18 protein-coding genes are annotated in these 19,789 nt (G+C 62.9%); 9 read left to right on the top strand and 9 right to left on the bottom strand.

Annotated features, from left to right (window positions below):
- Positions 1-237: 237 nt before the first annotated feature.
- On the bottom strand, positions 238-717 hold the full coding sequence (locus VZC39_RS01785; protein ID WP_434665257.1) for a hypothetical protein: 480 nt from the start codon (positions 715-717) through the stop codon (positions 238-240).
- 80 nt (positions 718-797) lie between these two features.
- Positions 798-1,214, bottom strand: a complete 417-nt coding sequence (locus tag VZC39_RS01780) for a DUF5666 domain-containing protein (protein WP_434665255.1) — start codon at positions 1,212-1,214, stop codon at positions 798-800.
- A gap of 90 nt (positions 1,215-1,304) precedes the next feature.
- Between VZC39_RS01780 and VZC39_RS01775 the strand changes: the two genes are divergently transcribed.
- Entirely contained in the window at positions 1,305-1,976 is a 672-nt protein-coding gene (locus VZC39_RS01775; protein ID WP_434665253.1) for a response regulator transcription factor, read from the top strand.
- Complete coding sequence (locus tag VZC39_RS01770; protein ID WP_434665251.1) at positions 1,973-3,265, top strand: sensor histidine kinase; 1,293 nt, start codon at positions 1,973-1,975, stop codon at positions 3,263-3,265. Before VZC39_RS01775 ends, VZC39_RS01770 begins: the two co-directional genes overlap by 4 nt.
- 201 nt (positions 3,266-3,466) lie before the next feature.
- Here VZC39_RS01770 and rimK read toward each other — a convergent pair whose 3' ends face one another.
- From rimK to metH, 3 genes are all read right to left on the bottom strand, one after another.
- Complete coding sequence (gene rimK / locus VZC39_RS01765; RefSeq protein ID WP_349920727.1) at positions 3,467-4,363, bottom strand: 30S ribosomal protein S6--L-glutamate ligase; 897 nt, start codon at positions 4,361-4,363, stop codon at positions 3,467-3,469.
- A gap of 147 nt (positions 4,364-4,510) precedes the next feature.
- A complete protein-coding gene (locus tag VZC39_RS01760; RefSeq protein ID WP_434665248.1) occupies positions 4,511-5,578 on the bottom strand; it encodes a Gfo/Idh/MocA family oxidoreductase in 1,068 nt (355 codons plus the stop codon).
- Between the two features lie 35 nt (positions 5,579-5,613).
- Positions 5,614-9,285, bottom strand: a complete 3,672-nt coding sequence (gene metH, locus VZC39_RS01755) for a methionine synthase (protein WP_434665245.1) — start codon at positions 9,283-9,285, stop codon at positions 5,614-5,616.
- Positions 9,286-9,491: 206 nt separating this feature from the next.
- Here metH and VZC39_RS01750 point away from each other — a divergent pair, with 206 nt between their 5' ends.
- On the top strand, positions 9,492-10,769 hold the full coding sequence (locus VZC39_RS01750; protein WP_349920724.1) for a cation:proton antiporter: 1,278 nt from the start codon (positions 9,492-9,494) through the stop codon (positions 10,767-10,769).
- A 740-nt stretch (positions 10,770-11,509) separates the two neighbouring features.
- Positions 11,510-11,686, top strand: coding sequence for a hypothetical protein (locus VZC39_RS01745; RefSeq protein WP_100858785.1), 177 nt, complete (start codon positions 11,510-11,512; stop codon positions 11,684-11,686).
- A 63-nt stretch (positions 11,687-11,749) separates the two neighbouring features.
- Here the strand turns inward: VZC39_RS01745 and VZC39_RS01740 are convergent, their stop codons facing one another.
- A complete protein-coding gene (locus VZC39_RS01740) occupies positions 11,750-12,274 on the bottom strand; it encodes a GNAT family N-acetyltransferase (RefSeq protein WP_434665242.1) in 525 nt (174 codons plus the stop codon).
- Between the two features lie 196 nt (positions 12,275-12,470).
- Between VZC39_RS01740 and VZC39_RS01735 the strand changes: the two genes are divergently transcribed.
- Together VZC39_RS01735 and ypfJ are read left to right on the top strand one after the other, a co-directional pair.
- Entirely contained in the window at positions 12,471-12,734 is a 264-nt protein-coding gene (locus VZC39_RS01735; protein WP_434665240.1) for a hypothetical protein, read from the top strand.
- 73 nt (positions 12,735-12,807) lie between these two features.
- On the top strand, positions 12,808-13,662 hold the full coding sequence (gene ypfJ / locus VZC39_RS01730; protein ID WP_434665238.1) for a KPN_02809 family neutral zinc metallopeptidase: 855 nt from the start codon (positions 12,808-12,810) through the stop codon (positions 13,660-13,662).
- Positions 13,663-13,753: 91 nt separating this feature from the next.
- On the opposite strand, the gene VZC39_RS01725 is transcribed toward ypfJ, so the two are convergent.
- On the bottom strand, positions 13,754-14,437 hold the full coding sequence (locus tag VZC39_RS01725; protein WP_349920720.1) for an ATP-binding protein: 684 nt from the start codon (positions 14,435-14,437) through the stop codon (positions 13,754-13,756).
- 228 nt (positions 14,438-14,665) lie between these two features.
- On the opposite strand from VZC39_RS01725, the gene VZC39_RS01720 reads away from it, so the two are divergent.
- From VZC39_RS01720 to VZC39_RS01710, 3 genes are all read left to right on the top strand, one after another.
- Positions 14,666-15,982, top strand: coding sequence for an MFS transporter (locus tag VZC39_RS01720; RefSeq protein ID WP_434665236.1), 1,317 nt, complete (start codon positions 14,666-14,668; stop codon positions 15,980-15,982).
- 187 nt (positions 15,983-16,169) lie between these two features.
- The gene (locus VZC39_RS01715) at positions 16,170-16,886 is read left to right on the top strand and encodes a MarC family NAAT transporter (RefSeq protein ID WP_434665234.1); all 717 of its coding nucleotides are present in this window, start codon (positions 16,170-16,172) and stop codon (positions 16,884-16,886) included.
- A 114-nt stretch (positions 16,887-17,000) separates the two neighbouring features.
- Positions 17,001-17,204 (top strand): hypothetical protein, encoded by a 204-nt coding sequence (locus VZC39_RS01710; protein ID WP_434665231.1) that lies wholly within the window; start codon positions 17,001-17,003, stop codon positions 17,202-17,204.
- 112 nt (positions 17,205-17,316) lie between these two features.
- Here the strand turns inward: VZC39_RS01710 and tldD are convergent, their stop codons facing one another.
- Complete coding sequence (tldD, locus tag VZC39_RS01705; RefSeq protein WP_434665228.1) at positions 17,317-18,765, bottom strand: metalloprotease TldD; 1,449 nt, start codon at positions 18,763-18,765, stop codon at positions 17,317-17,319.
- 139 nt (positions 18,766-18,904) lie between these two features.
- A complete protein-coding gene (locus VZC39_RS01700; RefSeq protein WP_349920715.1) occupies positions 18,905-19,711 on the bottom strand; it encodes a carbon-nitrogen hydrolase family protein in 807 nt (268 codons plus the stop codon).
- Between the last annotated feature and the right edge of the window lie 78 nt (positions 19,712-19,789).

Here is a 19,789-nt window from a genome sequence, read left to right as displayed (position 1 = left end):
AAAATATCAGCGAAGAACGAAGCCAATTGCGATCGAGCCCACAGTTTAATTTATATAAATCGTGAATCCGGCAATTAACATTGAGCTTATTTAATAATGACAAGTTTGATATCAGAGCTATTACTTTATTATTTATTTTATGAATTTCGTGGTGTTTAAGTTTTTAATTACCGACGAGCCATGTGTTCTAGTTAATACGATTAAATAATACCCATCATATCTGAATATTATTTAGCCCTATTCAGGGTCTTCTTCCGGGTTGGGGATCAATATGTCCGTCAGGTGCCCTTCTTCGTCACGGGTCAGCACCAGTTTGCGTCCCGATTGCAGGTCCGCCGGGCTGCCATTCTGCCAGCGCGTGTTCCCATCGAACACCAGCACTCCCAGCTCCTGCAGCAACAGGGTCTGCCCCGCTGCGGCCAGCAGCCTGTCCTCTGCCCGTGACCACTGGCTGTTCTGGGCCAGGGTCGGCGCCGAGGTGAGCAAGCGGATCTGCTCGGCGACGCCATGGCGACTCTCGATGGCGAGGCGCATGCCCGGCTGGAGGGCATCCGGCCCCTCGATCCCCACCAGATCGGCGCTGCCGAGCTCCAGCTCGGCCCCCTGAAACTGCAGGCGAATGCCATCGTTATGTTCCAGTTCCACCAGCCAAAGCTCGGGCTCCATGGCCAGGGCGCCGAGGGGCAGCAGACAGAGGATCAGTGGGGCGTTTGTCATGGGGACCTCGGGGTCGTGGTGACGCGAGGTTTAACTATGGGCCGGATCCGCTCTTTTTTCCGGCCTACGGTCGAGGTGGCTCAATCTTCTTCCTGGCAACGACTCAGCCGCATGCCGTCAAACTTGCACTCCAGCTCCAGCCAGCGTCCTTCAAAAGGGGCCAGGCTGCCGTCCGAGGCGGCATAGCCCCAGATCCGCCCCTGCGCCACCGGCCCCTCCAGATCCATCTCATCATCCTCTTCCAGCGCCTCCACTTCGTGGATCAGGCGGCGATCCCCTCGCATCTCCCCTTCCAGCTCGACCCAGGTTCCGCCGAGATCGTCCTCGTCCAGACCGTCTTTGAAACGGGTATCTTCATCGATGACAAAGGGGATGCCATTGACCATCAGCTGGCCAAGCTGCCAGCTGGTGCGGCCGATCAATTTGAACTCAGCCGCATGAGCCGCCCCAAAGGGCAGCAAAATCAATAGCAAGAGCGCGCAGAGGGGCTTCATCATCGGGGATCCTCGGGGTTACACTGGCACACAGCATGCCTCATCCGGTGTGAAGCGGCCGTGAAATCGCGGCCACAACCAGGAGATCAGAACATGAAAATACTGGTGGTGGAAGACAATCCCCAGGTGGCTGAGACCATCATGGACTACCTGGAGCTCGCGGGGCACCAGCTGGACTGTGCCTACCACGGCCAGGCCGCCCTGCAGCTGCTGGCGGAGCAGCGCTTCGACGTCATCATCATGGACGTCATGATGCCGCGCCTCGACGGCCTGCGCACCGTGGAGCAGCTGAGGGCCGATGGCATCCCGACCCCGGTGCTGTTTCTCACCGCCCGCGACAGCCTGGACGACAAGCTGGCGGGCTTTCGCGCCGGCGGCGACGACTACCTGGTCAAGCCCTTCGCCATGGAGGAGCTGGAAGTCCGGTTGCAGGCCCTGGCCCTGCGCGGACCCAGAGGAGACATGGGAACCCTCAGCTTCGGCGAGCTGACGGTGGATCCTGCCAGCGGCCGCGCCCACCGCGCCGGGGTGGAGCTCAGGCTCGGCAAGATCCCGTTCCAGATCCTCAGTCTGCTGGTGAAACGGGCTCCCCAGCTGGTCACCCGTCAGGAGGTGCTGGACACCGTCTGGGGGGATGAGGAGCCGGACTCCGACGCCCTGCGCAGCCATATCTATGCCCTGCGCAACGCCCTCGACAAACCCTTTCCCACCCCCATGCTGGAAACCCTGCACGGTCAGGGCTACCGGCTGACCGCCTCGTCATGAACCGTGACCACGAGGAGAGCGCCAGCAAGCTGCCCAGCCTGCGCAAACGGCTGATCCTGATACTGGGGGGAGCCGGGCTCCTGCTGCTGACCACCCTCAGCCTGCTGATGGTGGCGGCGGAGAGCAAGATGGAGGAGCTGAGCCTGCGCCACTGGCTGGAGGCCGAGGTCACCCGCTATGGCGATGACTGGCTGCGGCTGGGGGAGCTGGCCCCCGCCCCCAGCCCGCGCCAGTTCTCCAGCTACTGGACCCAGGCCGGTCGCCTCCCCGCCTGGCTGAGGCCCTACCAGACCCCGGGCTTTTATGAGCATCAGCTCGGCGAGGAGGACAAGCACTTCCTGGTGCGACCTCACCCCTCCGGCCAGGGCCTGCTCTACCTGGTCTTCAACGACGACGCCGACGACTACCTGGATCCTTACGAAGACAGGCTGCACCTGATCACCCGACTGATCGGCCTCACCCTGCTGCTCGGTTGCGTCGCCTTCGGCATCTGGCTGGTGCGTCACATCACCCGGCCGCTGGAGCGCTTGCGTCAGCGGGTTGCCCACCTCACCCCGGATCGGGCCGACTTCGTGCCGGACGCCCCCTGGCAGGAGCTGAGAGAAATCGAACAGGCGCTGCTGGCCGGCAAGCAGGAGGTCGCCGCCGTGTTCGCCAGGGAGCAGGAGTTCAGCCGCTTCGCGAGCCACGAGCTGCGCACCCCCAACATGGTGATCCAGGGCTCGGCGGCCCTGCTCGGCAAGGTCAGCGACCTGCCCGCCCCGGCGGCCCGGGCGGCGGGGCGCATCCGCACCGCCAGCGACGAGATGGCCCTGCTCACCGAAACCTTCCTGCTGCTGGGTCGCAAGGAGGCGGTGGAACGCCCGCCCCAGCTGGTCGCCCCGCTGATCCGCCGGGAGCTGGCCCGTCTCGCGCCTCTGCTGCAGCGGGAGAGCGTCGAGATCCGGCTCAATCTGGACGAACAGAGCGAGGTACAGGCCCCCCTCTCCCTGCTCGCCATCGCGCTCGGCAACCTGCTCAAGAATGCCCTCAGCTACGCCGACGGTCACATCGAGATTACCCTGAACCGGCAGACCCTCACCATCAGCAACCCCACGGCGGCGGCGCCGGATCAGATCCTGGGCTATGGCTGCGGCCTCACCATCATCCAGCGCATCTGCGAGAAGCTGGACTGGCACATCATCACCCGGCTGGAAGAGGGGGTGTTCAGCGCCAAGCTGGAGATGGGTCAGGGAGCCGTGATTGATGACGACTCGTCCCAAGCCGATGGGGCCGAGTCAGGCTTGTAACCGCCCCCTCATCCCCGGCCTTTTTCCCCGTTTCTTCAAAAAAGCGGGGGAAGGGAGCAAAACACCGATCACCTGACTCACCTCTAGGTCCCCTCTCCCTTTGGGAGGGGGCCAGGGTGAGGGGAGTACGTCTCAACGGGACGAGCAGAAACGACAAGGCGCCCTAAGGCGCCTTGTCATCTCCAACCATCGGCTTTGCCGTCACTCCGCCGGCTTGTGCTTGCGGCTCGCCTTGAGCTCCAGATATTCGATGATCTTGCCCGCCACATCCTTGCCGGAGGCGGCTTCCACCCCTTGCAGACCGGGAGAGGAGTTCACCTCCAGCACCAGAGGGCCGCGGGCGCTGCGAAGGATGTCCACCCCGGCCACGTCCAGCCCCATGATCTTGGCGGCCTGCACCGCGGTCGCCCGCTCTTCGGGGCTGATCTTGATCGCCTCGGCGGTGCCGCCACGGTGCAGGTTGGAACGAAACTCACCGGGCTGGGCCTGACGGCGCATGGCGGCCACCACCTTGCCGTTGACCACCAGGCAGCGGATGTCGGCGCCATTGGCCTCGCGGATATACTCCTGCACCAGGATGTTGTTGTTGGTCTGGATGAAGGCCTCGATCACGCTCTCGGCGGCCTTCTGGGTTTCGCACAGCACCACGCCTATGCCCTGGGTTCCTTCCAGCAGCTTCACCACCAGAGGCGCACCGCCCACCATGGTGATCAGATCCGGCACATCGTGGGTGCTGTGGGCATAACCGGTGATGGGCAGGCCGATGCCATGGCGGGAGAGCAGCTGCATGGCGCGCAGCTTGTCCCGGGAGCGAGAGATGGCCACCGAGCTGTTCAGGGCCATGGTGTTCATCATCTCGAACTGGCGCAGCACGGCGGTGCCGTAGAAGGTGATGCTGGCGCCGATGCGCGGGATCACGGCGTCATAGCCCGCCAGTTCCCGGCCCTCGTAGTGGATGGAGGGGCTGTGGGAGGCGATGTTCATGTAGCAGCGCAGGGTGTCGAGCACTTCGACCTGATGACCACGGGCCCGGGCCACCTCGACCAGACGGCGGGTGGAGTAGTTGTTGGGCTCACGGGATAAAATGGCAATATTCATGGAAATGGCAGACCTGATAATCGGACTGGAGAGTATAAGGTGCCATGAACGACTGGCAACGCCAATCCTTTCCCCTCACCATGCGCCGTTCTGCAAGAAGGGCCCAGGACAAAGAGCGCCGTCTTGCAAATGCCCTCTAAGGCCGTTTCAGTGCGGGCCGCGCAACTGCTGTTGCAGGCCGAGCAGCAGCCCCACCTCCTGCAGGCGGCGGGTGGTGACCCCGCCCCATCCCCCGACAGGGATTGGCGCCAGAAGGGTCTGGGCGATGCAATGACGATAGAGGGACCCTTCCAGCTGCCAGCGTTGCTCCACCCCGTTTTCATGATGGTGCAGCCAGGCCAGATTGCCGCTTCGCAGCAGCTCGATCACCCGGCCATCCTTGAGCATCAGGCGTAATCCCTTCTTCTCCACTCCCTTCTTCACTATGGGCCCCGCGTACTTGTCGAGCCAGAGGGTGACGGGCACCCCGGCCGCTTCCCCGCGCAGGCAGGCACGCCCCTCCGCCGTACTCAGATCGCCCCGTGCGATGGGCCGTCCCAGCCGATCGCAGACCCCTTCCGCCACCAGGTGCAGGCTGTCATCCCCGCCAAGGGCCACCAGCAGTTCGCGGATCATCGCCAGTACATGGGTGCCGATATCGAGGATGACCCCATCCGGATGGCGGAAGGTCCGCTTATCCGGCTCGCCGGTGGCAAAGTTGAGGGCGAAGGGATGACCATGTGCGTCGATGCCGCAAGGCTCCAGCAAAAAGCCTTCCACTTCAGCCACATCCTTGAGGGTCGCGGGCCGAACGGCCGCCCCCTGAGGCTGCCAGCCGGCATCCAGTCCCTCACCGAGCAGTTGCTGCGCGGCGCAGCGTGCCATCCAGTGATCCAACGCCAGCACCCGACCCGCCACGGCGGGATCCGCCAGCAGGGCCAGCAGGCGGTCGTGCTGGGCCTGACTGGCCACCACGGGTTTCTCGACAAGGATCAAGGGGATGGCGCTCGCCAGCGCCTGCTCCAGCACCGGCAGGTGCAGCAAAGAAGGCGTTGCGATGACCAGCCGGTCCAGGGGCAACGCCAGCAAGGCTGCCAGACTCGGGGCTGAGATCACTCCCGGCAGCGTCTGCGCCGGGTCAAACCCCCATATTTCAGCATCTTCTGCCAATGCAGCGAGAGCTGGCAGATAGGCCGTCTGTACCACGGCCCCCAGGCCGACAAATCCAATCTTCATAACAACCTCGATTCAGGGTCCGCAGACCCTGTCGATCAATGCAGGTTAGGCCCCAGCCAGCGCTCGGCTTCCACCAGGGTCATGCCCTTGCGCACGGCGTAGTCTTCCACCTGATCCTGCTGGATCTGCGCCACCGCGAAGTATTTACTGTCGGGATGGGAGAAGTACCAGCCGGAGACCGCCGCCCCCGGCCACATGGCGTAGGACTCGGTGAGCTTCATGCCGATGGCCTGTTCCACCCCCAGCAGCTCCCAGATGCTCCCCTTCTCGGTGTGCTCGGGGCAGGCCGGGTAACCCGGCGCGGGGCGGATGCCTTGGTAATTTTCGCGGATCAGCTCTTCGTTGCTGAGCGCCTCGTCCGGGGCATAGCCCCAGTGCACTTTGCGCACCTGCTCGTGCAGGTACTCGGCGAAGGCTTCGGCCAGACGATCGCACACCGCCTGAATGAGGATGGCGTTGTAGTCGTCGTGCTCCGCTTTATAGGCGTTGGCGATGGCCTCTTCACCGATGCCGCCGGTGACGGCGAAGGCACCGATCCAGTCCGGTTTGCCGCTCTCTTTCGGTGCCACATAGTCCGCCAGACAGTAGTTCGGGAAGCCCTGCTTCTCGCTCTGCTGGCGCAGGTGGTGCAGCACCTTGCGCACCTGGGTACGCGACTCGTCGGTATAGACCTCGATGCTGTCCCCCACGGCGTTGGCGGGGAAGAGGCCGACAATGCCGGCGCAGCGCACGCTTTGATCCTGCTCGAGCTGGTCCAGCATGGCGTTGGCATCGGCAAACAGCTTGGTCGCCTCCTCGCCGATGATTTCATCTTCCAGGATGCGCGGATACTTGCCCGCCAGCTCCCAGCTCAGGAAGAACGGCGTCCAGTCGATGTAGGGGCGCAGTACCGAGATGGGCACGTTTTCGAACTTCTGTACCCCGGGCTCGCGAGGTGCCGGGGGCTGATAGCCGACCCAGTCCAGCTGATGACGGTTGGCGCGGGCATGGGCCAGACTGACCGGTTTGGAGCGGGGCTGCTTGCGGGCATGCTGCTCGCGGGCAATTTCGTACTCCTTGTCGATGCGGGCGACGAAAGCGGGCTTGAGCTCAGGGCTCAGCAGGCTCTGGGCCACCCCGACCGCGCGCGAGGCGTTCGACACATAGACCACGGGTTCTGAGTAGTTCTGCTCAATCTTGACCGCGGTGTGGGCCTTGGAGGTGGTGGCGCCGCCGATGAGCAGGGGCAGCTTGAAGCCCTGACGCTCCATCTCCTTGGCCACGTGCACCATCTCGTCCAGCGACGGGGTGATGAGGCCGGACAAACCGATGATGTCGGCGTTCACCTCGCGGGCCGTCTTGAGAATGGTCTCGCAGGAGACCATGACCCCGAGATCCACGATCTCGAAGTTGTTGCACTGCAGCACCACCCCGACGATGTTCTTGCCGATGTCGTGCACATCCCCCTTCACGGTGGCGAGCACGATTTTGCCGTTGCTGTAGCCCCCCTGCTTCTCCGCCTCGATATAGGGCTGCAGATAGGCCACCGCCCGCTTCATCACCCGCGCCGACTTCACCACCTGAGGCAGGAACATCTTGCCCGCGCCGAACAGGTCGCCGACCACGTTCATGCCGTCCATCAGCGGCCCCTCGATGACGTGCAGCGGCCGCTCGGCGCCGGCCCGCGCCTCTTCGGTATCCTCTTCGATGAAGTCGGTCAGCCCCTTGACCAGGGCATGCTCGAGCCGCTTGCCCACGGGCCAGCTGCGCCACTCCTGATCCCGCGGATCCTCCGCCTGGGCACCGGCACCGCGATACTTCTCGGCGATGGCCAGCAGCGCCTCGGTGGCGTCGGGGTTGAGGTTCAGCACCACCGCCTCGACCTTCTCTTTCAACTCAGCCGGGATGTCTTCATAGATGGCAAGCTGACCGGCGTTGACGATACCCATGTCCATGCCGTTCTGGATGGCGTGGTAGAGGAAGACGGCGTGGATGGCCTCGCGCACCGGCTCGTTGCCCCTAAAGGAGAAGGAGACGTTGGAGACGCCGCCGGAGATCATGGCGTGGGGCAGGTTGTCCTTGATGTCCTTCACCGCCTCGATGAAGTCCACCGCGTAGTTGTTGTGCTCGTCAATGCCGGTCGCCACCGCGAAGATGTTCGGGTCGAAGATGATGTCTTCCGGCGGGAAGCCCACCTGATCCACCAGGATGCGATAGGCGCGCTGGCAGATCTCGAACTTGCGGGCGCGGGTGTCCGCCTGGCCCACCTCGTCGAAGGCCATGACGATGACGGCGGCGCCGTAGCGGCGCAGCAACTTCGCCTGCTGGATGAATTTCTCCTCCCCCTCCTTCATGGAGATGGAGTTGACCACCGGCTTGCCCTGTACGCACTTGAGTCCCACCTCCAGCACCTCCCACTTGGAGGAATCGATCATCACCGGCACCCGGGCGATGTCCGGCTCGCCGGCGATGAGGTTGAGGAAGCGCACCATGGCCGCCTCGGCGTCCAGCATGCCCTCGTCCATGTTGATGTCGATGATCTGGGCGCCGCTCTCCACCTGCTGCTTGGCCACATCCAGGGCCTCGTCATAGAGCCCTTCCTTGATGAGGCGCTTGAACCGCGCCGAGCCGGTGACGTTGGTGCGCTCCCCCACGTTCACGAACATGGATTCCGCCGTGATGATGAGGGGTTCGAGGCCGGACAACCGGCAGGCCACCGGGATCTCCGGCAAGGCGCGGGGCTTGATGCCCGCCACGGCATCCGCCATGGCGCGAATATGGGTCGGGGTGGTGCCGCAGCAGCCCCCCACCAGGTTGAGGAAGCCGCTCGAAGCCCACTCGCGGATGTGCTGTGCCATCTCGACCGCGTCGAGATCGTACTCGCCAAATGCGTTGGGCAGGCCGGCGTTGGGGTGGGCACTCACGCAGGATTCGCTGATGCGGGAGAGCTCTTCCACATACTGGCGCAGCTCGTCCGGGCCGAGCGCGCAGTTGAGACCAAACGAGATGGGTTTGACGTGGCGCAGGGAATGGTAGAAGGCTTCCGTGGTCTGGCCGGACAGGGTGCGACCCGAGGCGTCCGTGATGGTGCCGGAGATCATCACCGGCAGGGCATGGCCCAGCGCCTCGAACACTCCTTCCACCGCGAAGGCGGCGGCCTTGGCGTTGAGGGTATCGAAAATGGTCTCGATAAGGATGATGTCGGCGCCCCCTTCGATGAGGGCGTGGGTCGATTCGGTGTAGGCGGCCACCAGCTCGTCATAGGTGACGTTGCGCTTGCCGGGATCGTTGACGTCCGGCGAGATGGAGGCGGTGCGGTTGGTGGGGCCCAGCACACCGGCCACGAAGCGCGGCTTGTGCGGCTCTTTCGCCGTCCACTCGTCCGCCACGGCCCGGGCCAGCCTGGCGGCTTCCCGGTTGATCTCGGCGGAGAGCTCTTCCATCTCGTAATCGGCCATGGCGATACGGGTGGCGTTGAAGGTATTGGTTTCGAGGATGTCGGCCCCGGCGGCACAGTATTGATCGTGGATCTCGCGGATCACCGCGGGCTTGCTCAGTACCAGCAGATCGTTGTTGCCCTTGATGTCCGTATGCCAGTCGGCGAAGCGCTCGCCCCGGTAATCCGATTCACCGAGCTTGTAGCCCTGGATCATGGTGCCCATGGCCCCGTCGATGATCAGGATCCGTTCCCTGAGGCAGGCTTCCAGCTTCTTTTTTATGTTCGACACCGCTCGTTCCTCTCACATCCATGCAACTACGTGGCCTCCATCCTAACAGCAAAAAAATCAAATGGAAATCTAGCCGTCTATCTGTCCGTAACCGACCACCATATACTCACAAATGGGTAATGAGTAAGATGTGTCCCGAGAGTACCCTATGCCCGTCCTTGATAGGGATACGTGCTTGCTGTCTACTAAAACGAGAAAAAATAACTATGAGCGTCTACTACACACTCTGTTTCTTGGCAGCGTTGGCGATCTTCATCGCCTTTGCCAACCAGTATGTTGTGAAGATCCAGACCACCATCGCCATCACCGCAGGATCCATGCTGATCTCCGCCCTGATGGTGCTGTTTGGTAAGTTGGGTTGGTTCAATCTGGAACCTCTGGCCGTCAAGACCATGGAGAGCATTGACTTCCAGAACTTCCTGCTGAAAGGGATCCTGGGCTTCCTGCTGTTTGCGGGCGGTCTCGGCATCAATCTGAAGGCGTTGCGCAGCCAGAAGTGGGAGATCACCATTCTCTCCATCATCGCGACCCTGCTCTCCACCTTCATCATCGGCTACGGCTTCTGGTTCATCTCCAGCCTGCTGGGCTGGGACGTTCCGCTGATCTACTGCATGCTGTTCGGTGCCCTGATCTCCCCCACCGACCCCATCGCCGTGCTGGCCATCGTCAAGAAGATGAAGGCGCCACCCCAGATCGCCATCCAGATCGAGGGAGAATCCCTGTTCAACGACGGCGTCGGCCTCGTCATCTTCGCCACCGTCTTTGCCGTGGCCTTCGGTGGCGTCGAACCGACCTTCACCAGCGTGGCCGGTCTGTTCCTGCATGAAGCCCTCGGCGGCATCCTGTTCGGCGCCGTGCTGGGCCTCATCGCCCACGTGATGATCAGCGCCACTGACGACGGCTCCCTCGAGCTGCTGCTGACCCTGTGCATCCCGACCGCCGGCTTCGCCTTCGCCAACATGATCGGCGTCTCCGGCGCCCTGGCCATGGTGGTGACCGGCATCATGATCGGCAACTGGACCCGCCACTCCGGCTTCTCCGAGCAGAGCCGCCACCACCTGGATCACTTCTGGGAGTTGATGGATCAGTTCCTCAACGCCCTGCTGTTCCTGCTGATCGGTCTGGCGCTGGTGCTGCTGGATCTGGCCTGGCGTGACTGGATCCTGCTGGTCATCGCGGTGCCGCTCTGTCTGGCCGCCCGCTTCATCAGCGTGTCCCTGCCTTATGTGGCCTTCCGCCGCTTCCGCAGCTACAACACCTTCTCCATCCGCATCCTGACCTGGGGCGGCCTGCGCGGCGGCCTGGCCATGGCCATGGCCCTGGCGCTGCCCTCCGGCGTCATGATATTGCCGGAACACGGGGTCGACCTGCGGGAGGTCATCCTGGTGATGACCTACTCGGTGGTGATGTTCTCCATCGTGGTGCAGGGGATGACCATCACCCCCATGATCACCGCGGCCAAGAAGGCGAGCGGCGGCTACTAAGCCACTGCCTCAAGCCATGATGGCCAACAGAAAGGGCTCCCGGCGGGAGCCCTTTTTCTATCCGGCATCTCCAACATGAGCATGGCCATCACACCCTGTGGATCACCGCGGCCAAGAAGGTGAGCGGCGGCTACCAAGCCACTGCCTCAAGCCATGATGGCCAACAGAGAGGGCTCCCGGCGGGAGCCCTTTTTCTATCCGGCATCTCCAACATGAGCATGGCCATCACACCCTGTGGATCACCGCGGCCAAGCAGGCGAGCGGCAGCGACCAAGCCATTGCTCCAAGCCATGATGGCCAACAGAGAGGGCTCCCGGCGGGAGCCTTTTTTGCCTGATGCGGCAGTGAAAAAAGCGGGGGTGAAATGATGGCACCAAATATTTGTTTGCTTTTCAGGCAAATCGAGGAGAGAATGCGCGCCGGCTAGTTAATCAGCCCTGATTATGTTCGCAATGCTTCACCGTTAGATGAATCCTGCCAGTACACACATAACCTCCCTCTGATTTACTCGCCTCGAAAACCGTCAGGCTGTCTGCCTGCGTTGCCCGGTTTTCACGGCGCAGACCCGATCTGCCCACTTCCAAGTAGCATCATGCATCCGCGTGATCCTTGGCGCATTTCCTTGAAAAGTGCAGACGCCCCTGACAAGGCTGGGTATTCCTGCGTGGATCTGACCACGCCCATTGACCTGACATTTGCAAAAACAAGGAGAAAACACCTCATTGATATAGAGAAATACCATGATGAAAGCAGTACAAACACACAAACCCCTGCGTCGTAGCAAGCCCGTCAACCTGCCCCCGCAAGAGCAGGATTATGATGCCTTCCTGATCCAGTTCAGCACCCGTTTCAGCGGTGGCTTCGCCATCTCCTGTGACGGCATCCCCGGTGAGTTCTCCATCGAGGATCTCAACTGATCAGCACTGCCCCATGGCAGACCCGATGCAAACAGGCCGCAACTCACGGCGGCCTCCCTTGCCTCAGGATAAAACGCACGGCTCCTGGTCCGATGCTTCCAGCAACAGGCACTCCTCCTCACTGTCACCCAGCTTGACCAGCTTGCCCTGAGTGAGCCCCAGCTTGGCCAGCAGCGCAACCGATCGCTCATTGCCCGGGGTGACGATGGCGATGACCCGCTCGATGCCGAGCCGCTCACGCCCATCCCGGATCGCGGCCTGCGCCGCCTCGACCCCGTATCCCAAACCGCGGTAAGCCGGCAGGAAGGCGTAGCCGATGTCTTCGCACGGCAGGGTATCGCGCTTGATGAGACCGCAGATGCCTATCCTGGCGCCATCTTCCCGCCGACTCACCAGATAGAGACCATGACCATGCCGGGCATAGCTGACCGCCGGCCCCTGCTGGATATACTCTTCGGCACCGCTCAGGGTGCGCACGCCCCGATCGCCTATCCAGCGGTGGAAGTCGCCATCGTTGAGCAGTTCGAGGATGAAGGGGGCATCGGTGAGATTGAGCTCGCGCAGGGCGAGGCGCTCGGAGAGGATCATGGCAAGGCTCTTCTAGTCGGAAAACGGGAACGGGAGAAGCCAACAAGACTGCCCCCACCCTTTCCCCTTGGCAAGGGGGGCGGGTAAAAAGTGCCGCCTGACACGGATACTTGGCACCGCGCTACCTAGGCCCGGGCCGGATGCGGCTATAATGCCCGCCCAATGACACTCCTACCCTTCGACTCAGGAACAAGACATGACAGAGAGCACCGAATTTTTCGACGAACAGACCCTGCTGGAAATGGTGGATAACCAGCTCGCCGACGGCAACCCCCTAGAGGTGAAGGCCACCCTGATGCGGCTGGTGATGAAAGGCACCCCGCGGGAAGAGGCGCTGCAATACATCGCCTGCGCCCTCGGCGCCGAGCTGATGGCGATGGAGGCGGATCAAGGCCCCTTCAACCTGACCCGCTACGCCGAATTCCTCGACAGCCTGCCCGAGATGCCCTGGGCCGAGTAAGGCCATCCGTTAGGCAAGGCACGCCCGCAGCCATTATCATTACTGCCACGACCAATCACGGGAGCAGGCAGACATGCGCTGGCAAAATCGTCGGGAGAGCAACAACGTAGAAGACAGGCGTCAGGATGGGGGCGGCAGCGGAGGTGGCGGCCTGCCCATCGGCGGCAAGGGACGCCTCATCCTGGTGGTCGTAGTGATGATCGCCGGTTACTACGGGGTGGATCTCAGCCCGTTGCTCAACGATCCGGCCCCGCAAACCCAGCCACCGCGCCAGAATGTGTCTCAACCCGCCAACGATCCCCTGGCCAAGTTCACCTCGGTGATGCTCGCCTCCACCGAGGATGCCTGGGGGGAGATCTTCGCCCAGAACGGCAGCCAGTATCAGCCCCCCAAGCTGGTGCTCTATCGCGGCGCCACCCGCACCGGCTGCGGTCAGGGTCAGTCGGTGATGGGCCCCTTCTACTGCCCGGCGGACAAGTCCGTCTACATCGATCTCTCCTTCTATCAGGACATGCGCGACAAGCTCGGGGCCGACGGTGACTTCGCCCAGGGCTATGTGGTCGCCCACGAGGTGGGCCATCACGTCCAGAACCTGCTCGGCATCTCCACCAAGGTGCGCCAGCAGCAACAGGGACTGAGCCAGGTCGCCCAGAACCGACTCTCGGTCAAGCTGGAGCTGCAGGCCGACTGCTTCGCCGGGGTCTGGGGCCACTACATGGAGCGGGAGCAGGTGCTGGAACACGGGGATATCGAAGAGGCCCTCAACGCCGCCCAGGCCATCGGCGACGACAGGTTGCAGCAGCAGGGACAGGGCCGGGTGGTGCCGGACAGCTTCACCCATGGCAGCTCGGCCCAGCGTCTGGCCTGGTTCAAGAAGGGCTTCGACAGCGGCAAACCCGCCAGTTGCGATACCTTCGCCGCCCGCTAGCCACCGGCTGACGCCAACAAAAACGCCGACCCTGGGGTCGGCGTTTTGTTATCAGCCGTTTTATCTGGCTAGCTGACATCACCCTTGTCATTCATCTCGCCTGGTGGCCCGCAGGCAGCAGATCCGTAAAGACGAATCCGTCTCTTACCACGGTTTCCCCTGTCTCGATGGCCAGCGGCCGCGAGAACATGGGACCGTCATAGGCCAGGGTGTGAAACTCCCCGTTCTCGCCGCACGGATCCACCCCCTCCGGGAGGGCCGCCAGCAGAGCCTCGTCGAACTCGTGCCCCCCCAGGCTCATCTCCAGCCGCTTGGGGTCGAGGGTGCTGATCCGCGCCTTCAGCCCGGCCGCCATCATCTCTCCCGCCAGGGTGCGAGTATCGCTGCCCCAGAGCGGGAACAATGCCGAGATCCCGGTCCCCTCTAGCTGACGCTCCCGATAGGCGCGCACGTCCTCGAGGAAGAGATCCCCGAACGCCATGTGCCGAATCCCCCGCGCCACCACCCCTTCAATGAAACCGGTCATGATGCGGCCGTAATCCTCGTTGCTGCAGGGCCAGGGGAGGTCGATGGTCTCTATCGGCAGTCCCACACACTCGGCCTGCTGCATCAGCAGCTGCTTGCGCACCCCGTGCATGGCGACCCGCTCGAACGCCTGATTGAGGGTGGTGAACAGCCCCACCACCTCGATGGCCGGGTCCTGGCGCAGCCGATGCAGTGCCCAGGCGCTGTCCTTGCCGCTGCTCCAGGAGAGCAGCACCTTGGTCTTCGTCATTCTCTATCCAACCCTCGTAGATGGGAGCCACGCAACCAGCGCCGCCGCCACGGATCCGGGATCCACGGCCAGCCTCTCTCCGGCCCGCTTGTGAGCTCGGTGTTGCAAGACTGTGTTGCGAATTGTGCGATTTACATTGCAGGATACAAAAGCATACCCTCGTGGGTGAGCGTATCCCCGCAGATGATGGGGAACAATAACTAAAAAAACGATGGGAAACATAAGGATATGACTACAGTCACCACACCGCGTGAGCATAATCGCCCCCTCAACCGACAGGATTACAAGACCCTGAGCCTGGCGGCCCTCGGCGGCGCCCTCGAGTTTTACGATTTTATCATCTTCGTCTTCTTCGCCGTGGTCATCGGCGAGCTGTTCTTCCCGGCCGATATCCCCGAGTGGCTGCGCCAGTTCCAGACCTTCGGCATCTTCGCCGCCGGTTATCTGGCCCGCCCCCTTGGCGGCATCATCATGGCCCACTTCGGCGATCTCATCGGCCGCAAGCGCATGTTCACCCTGAGCATCATCATGATGGCCCTGCCCACCCTGCTGATCGGCCTGCTGCCCACCTATGCGGCCCTCGGCATCGCCGCTCCCCTGCTGTTGCTGTTGCTGCGGATCCTGCAAGGGGCCGCCATCGGCGGCGAGGTGCCGGGTGCCTGGGTGTTCGTGGCCGAACACGTGCCCGCCAAACGGGTCGGCGTCGCCTGCGGCACCCTCACCGCGGGGCTGACCGCCGGCATCCTGCTCGGCTCCCTGGTCGCCACCGCCATCAACCGCGGCATGAGCCCGGTCGAGGTGAGCGAGTGGGGCTGGCGTCTGGCCTTCGTGCTCGGCGGTGTCTTTGGCATCGTCGCCATGTATCTGCGCCGCTGGCTGCACGAGACCCCGGTGTTTGCCGAGATGCAGGCCAACAAGGCGCTGGCCGAGGAACTGCCTCTCAAGACGGTGCTCCGTGAACACAAGGGCAGCGTCATCGTCTCCATGCTGCTGACCTGGCTGCTCTCCGCCGGCATCGTGGTGGTGATCCTGATGACCCCGACTTATCTGCAGAAGGCACATGGCATCACCCCGACCGACGCCCTGACCGCCAACTCCCTGGCGATCCTGGCCCTGACCCTGGGTTGCATCTGCTATGGCCGGCTCATCGATGCCATCGGCAGCGGCCCCACCTTCATGCTGGGCTCCCTGCTGCTGGCTGCCACGACCTATGCGTTCTATCACGGTCTGGCGGCGGGCATGGATCAGCTGATCCCCCTCTACGTCCTGGTCGGCTTCGCCGTCGGCATCGTCGGGGCCGTGCCCTATGTGATGGTCAACGCCTTCCCGGCCGTGGTGCGCTTCTCCGGGTTGTCCTTCTCCTACAACGTGGCCTACGCCATCTTCGGCGGCCTGACCCCCATGCTGGTGACCCTGTGGATGAAGGAGGACATGCTGGCACCATCACACTACGTGGTCAGTCTGGCTGCCCTTGGCTTCGTTCTCGGCCTGATCTTCTGGCTCCGCCAGCGCAGCCAGCATCAGACCCGGCCACAGACAGCCTGAGCAACCCCAGGCCAGACGCGTCGTGCTGGCCTGCCGTTTGCTGAGCCCTGATCCGATTCAGACAGCGAGCCCCGGTTTTCGGGGCTCGCTGTTATGCCTCCGTTCAGGCAGGCTCAGTAGAGTAACCTACCTCTTTCGCCAGAGCCGTGTCTGGCTCCCGTTTCAGCCAACTAACTTGAGGTGCAAGATGTTCTTCCAGGTCGTATTCATCGCCTTGCTGGCACTGCTGCCCATGGTCAACCCGCCCACCACCGCCACCCTGTTGCTGGGTCTGAGCAAAGGTATGTCCCGCGAACATGTCCGGCGCCAGATCAATCTGGCCGCCCTCTATCTGTTCGCAACCCTCTGCGTCAGCTTCTTCATCGGCTCCTCCATCCTGGATCTGTTTGGTATCTCCATCCCCGGCCTGCGCCTGGCCGGTGGCCTCATCATCGCCTTCATCGGTTTTCGCATGCTGTTCCCGGTGCCGACGCAGGCTGCCGAGAATGACATCAACCAGAGCATCGCCTTCGTGCCCCTGACCATGCCCAGCATGTGCGGTCCCGGCACCATGGCGCTGGTGATCAGCGGCGCCGCCCAGATCGCCGAGCTGCCGGCTGACTACAACCGCTTCGTCATCTACTCCGGCATGGTCACCGCCTTCGCCCTGATGAGCCTGCTGAGCTGGGGTGTGCTCAAGCTGGCGGACCCGGTATGCAAGCTCCTCGGTGCCACCGGTATCGACGCCATGACCCGCATCATGGGCTTCCTGCTGGTGTGCATGGGCATGCAGTTCTGCATCAACGGCGTCAAGGAAGTGGCGCAGGACCCCGTGTTCCACGGCGCCCCGGCGGCCCAGGTCCAGCACCATATCCCCACCGACGACAGACACATTGAACCCGGCCAGGTTGCCCCCAAATCCTGAACCTTGTGAGGGCGCGGCAGCCTCGCCGGATAGTTTGTTTTTTGTACATGACGGGTTCAGCTTGTGAAGCCTAGAGTGGTATTGCCCGATTAATGACCACCTGGGAGAGATGAGATGGATAACCTGCTGACCGAGATCCGTGGCTACAGTCTGTTTCATGAGTACCTGAACGTGGTGGGCGTCACCAGCCCCAACCCCGCGCAGATCACACAGGACTGGGAGTACAAGAGCGCCAACCGGTTGATCGCCAGGATCAGCAAGGATCCTCAAGGCAATACCCATTACTACATCGACGCTCGCGCCATCTCGGTCAACTGACCCGACTCTGTCCAGCCCCGGCCTTCGCCGGGGCTTTTTATTGCCCGCCACGGCCCCCAACAAAAACCCCGGCCAAGGCCGGGGTTTGCAGGCAAGTCTGTCGACGGCGGACTTACTGGGTGCCGCCCACGGTCAGGCTGTCGAGTCTCAGGGTCGGCTGGCCGACCCCGACCGGGACGCTCTGCCCCTCCTTGCCGCAGATGCCGACACCGCGATCCAGTTGCAGATCCCGACCCACCATGGAGACCTGGCTCATGGCCTCCGGGCCGTTGCCGATGAGGGTAGCCCCCTTGATGGGAGCACCAATCTTGCCATCCTCGATGAGGTAGGCCTCGGAGGCGGAGAAGACGAACTTGCCGGAGGTGATGTCCACCTGACCGCCACCGAAATTGGGGGCATAGATCCCCTTCTTCACCGAGGCGATGATCTCCGCCGGATCGTACTGACCCGCCAGCATGTAGGTGTTGGTCATACGTGGCATCGGCAGGGCGGCATAGGATTCACGGCGGCCGTTGCCGGTCAGCGGCACCCCCATCAGCCGGGCATTCTGCTTGTCTTGCAGGTAACCCTTGAGGATCCCGTTTTCGATCAACACGTTGTAGCCACCCGGCGTCCCTTCGTCATCGATGGAGACGGAGCCACGTCGACCCGGCAGGGTGCCATCATCGACGATGGTGCAATGTTTGGAGGCGACCTGCTCGCCGATGCGACCGGCGAAGGCGGAGGAGCCCTTGCGGTTGAAGTCTCCCTCCAGCCCATGACCCACCGCCTCGTGCAGCAAGACCCCGGGCCAGCCTGCGCCGAGCACCACGGGCATGGCACCGGCCGGTGCATCGATGGCTTCCAGGTTCACCAGGGCCTGGCGCACGGCTTCCCGCACATAGCCGAAGGCGCGGCTCTCCAGACCATCCAGCTCGAGGAAATAGTCATAGCCGAAGCGGCCACCGCCACCGGCGCTGCCGCGCTCACGCTTGTCGCCCTTCTCGGCAATGACGGTCACCGACAACCGCACCAGGGGGCGCACGTCGGCGGCCAGGGTGCCGTCGGTAGCCGCCACCAGGATCTCTTCATAGACGCCGCTGATGGAGGCCATCACCTGATTGATGGCGGGATCCAGGCTGCGGGCAAACTTGTCCATCTGCTCGAGCAGGGCGATCTTCTGCTGCTTGTCGAGGGTCTGCAGGGGATCCATGGCCGGATAGAGCAGGTTCGCCTCCGTGCGGGCCCAGGCCTTCACCTTGCCCTGAGCTCCGGCCGCGGCGATGCCGCGGGCGGCGGTGACCGACTGCTGCAGGGCCAGCAGGCTCAGCTCGTCCGAGTAGGCGAAGCCGGTCTTCTCGCCGCTGACGGCGCGCACCCCGACCCCCTGATCGATGTTGTAGCTGCCATCCTTGACGATGCCGTCTTCCAGCATCCAGGACTCGTGCCAGCTGCGCTGGAAATAGAGGTCGCCGAATTCCACCTGGTGGCTCATCAGGCTGCCGAGCAGTTGTTGCAGGCGTCCCTCATCGAGATCGTTCGGGGCCAACAGGGAGGCACTAACCTGGCTCAATAGACTCAATCTTCTTCTCCAATCTCGATATGAGATGTCATGACGATTCATTCATGGGGACCACAAGGTCAATCAGCCCATGGGGATCACCGCAAGCGGGTGTGGCTCGGTACCGGCAGACAGTTGCGTTTCAATTCGCTTATATCCATCACAGCAGTCGGGCATGACTCAGCACCGGCATGGTGCGTTTCAGCTCCTCGACCAGTTCGCCATCCATCTGCGCCAGCACGGTGGCATTGCCCGATGGCTGGCAGGCCAGCACCCGGCCCCAGGGGTCGATCACCATGCTGTGGCCCCAAGTCTGGCGCCCCGTCTCATGGGTCCCCCCCTGATTGGCCGCCACCACGTAACACTGGTTCTCGATGGCGCGGGCCCGCAACAGTGGTTCCCAGTGCGCCTCGCCAGTCACGGCGGTGAAGGCGGCGGGCACCAGCAACACCCGGGCGCCGGCGAAGGCCAGCTGGCGATAGAGCTCGGGAAAACGCAGATCATAACAGATAGAGAGGCCGAGTGGACCAAAGGGGGAATCCACCAGGGCGGGCTCGTGGCCCGGGCTGAAGGTTTCCGACTCCCGGTATCGGCCGTGGTTATCCGCCACGTCCACGTCGAACAGATGGATCTTGTGGTAGTGCCCCTTGCACTCCCCATCGGGGGCAAACACCAGCGAGCTGGTATGGATATGGCTCGAACCCGGGATCCGGGTCGGCATGGCGCCGGCCACCAGCCAGATCCCGTGAGCTCTGGCCCAGTCGGCCAGCTGTCTTTGAATGGGGCCATCACCGAGGGACTCGGCACCGTCCAGATAACCCTGCCGCTCGCCAAAGAGGGCGAAGTTTTCCGGCAGCAGGGCCAGCAGAGGGCGCTGTGCCGGCAAGGCTGCCAGCTCGGCTTCGATCCGTGCCTGGTTGTCCTGCCAGTGACGGCCTGAAATCAACTGAATGGCGGCTAACCACATGACGTGCTCCTTGTCGTTGGGCAAGCCATGGGATGGGGCTCCCTATCGCTTGCCGGGGTCATTGCACTATGAGGGCTT

The sequence above is a fragment of the Aeromonas sp. NJAU223 genome (genome assembly GCF_051125555.1).
GTDB lineage: Bacteria > Pseudomonadota > Gammaproteobacteria > Enterobacterales > Aeromonadaceae > Aeromonas > Aeromonas veronii_G.
The sequence above is the reverse complement of the archived record's forward strand: the minus strand, read 5'-3'. Positions and strand labels throughout refer to the sequence as shown.

Excerpts from the sequence above, each read along its gene's own strand:
- VZC39_RS01710 (WP_434665231.1), top strand. The coding sequence starts at position 17,001 with ATGGATAACCTGCTGACCGAGATCCGTGGCTACAGTCTGTTTCATGAG.
- VZC39_RS01740 (WP_434665242.1), bottom strand. The coding sequence starts at position 12,274 with ATGATCCTCTCCGAGCGCCTCGCCCTGCGCGAGCTCAATCTCACCGAT.
- VZC39_RS01700 (WP_349920715.1), bottom strand. The coding sequence starts at position 19,711 with ATGTGGTTAGCCGCCATTCAGTTGATTTCAGGCCGTCACTGGCAGGAC.
- VZC39_RS01760 (WP_434665248.1), bottom strand. The coding sequence starts at position 5,578 with ATGAAGATTGGATTTGTCGGCCTGGGGGCCGTGGTACAGACGGCCTAT.
- VZC39_RS01750 (WP_349920724.1), top strand. The coding sequence starts at position 9,492 with ATGAGCGTCTACTACACACTCTGTTTCTTGGCAGCGTTGGCGATCTTC.
- VZC39_RS01775 (WP_434665253.1), top strand. The coding sequence starts at position 1,305 with ATGAAAATACTGGTGGTGGAAGACAATCCCCAGGTGGCTGAGACCATC.
- VZC39_RS01780 (WP_434665255.1), bottom strand. The coding sequence starts at position 1,214 with ATGATGAAGCCCCTCTGCGCGCTCTTGCTATTGATTTTGCTGCCCTTT.
- VZC39_RS01770 (WP_434665251.1), top strand. The coding sequence starts at position 1,973 with ATGAACCGTGACCACGAGGAGAGCGCCAGCAAGCTGCCCAGCCTGCGC.
- ypfJ (WP_434665238.1), top strand. The coding sequence starts at position 12,808 with ATGCGCTGGCAAAATCGTCGGGAGAGCAACAACGTAGAAGACAGGCGT.
- VZC39_RS01785 (WP_434665257.1), bottom strand. The coding sequence starts at position 717 with ATGACAAACGCCCCACTGATCCTCTGTCTGCTGCCCCTCGGCGCCCTG.
- rimK (WP_349920727.1), bottom strand. The coding sequence starts at position 4,363 with ATGAATATTGCCATTTTATCCCGTGAGCCCAACAACTACTCCACCCGC.
- VZC39_RS01720 (WP_434665236.1), top strand. The coding sequence starts at position 14,666 with ATGACTACAGTCACCACACCGCGTGAGCATAATCGCCCCCTCAACCGA.
- VZC39_RS01745 (WP_100858785.1), top strand. The coding sequence starts at position 11,510 with ATGATGAAAGCAGTACAAACACACAAACCCCTGCGTCGTAGCAAGCCC.
- VZC39_RS01735 (WP_434665240.1), top strand. The coding sequence starts at position 12,471 with ATGACAGAGAGCACCGAATTTTTCGACGAACAGACCCTGCTGGAAATG.
- VZC39_RS01715 (WP_434665234.1), top strand. The coding sequence starts at position 16,170 with ATGTTCTTCCAGGTCGTATTCATCGCCTTGCTGGCACTGCTGCCCATG.
- VZC39_RS01725 (WP_349920720.1), bottom strand. The coding sequence starts at position 14,437 with ATGACGAAGACCAAGGTGCTGCTCTCCTGGAGCAGCGGCAAGGACAGC.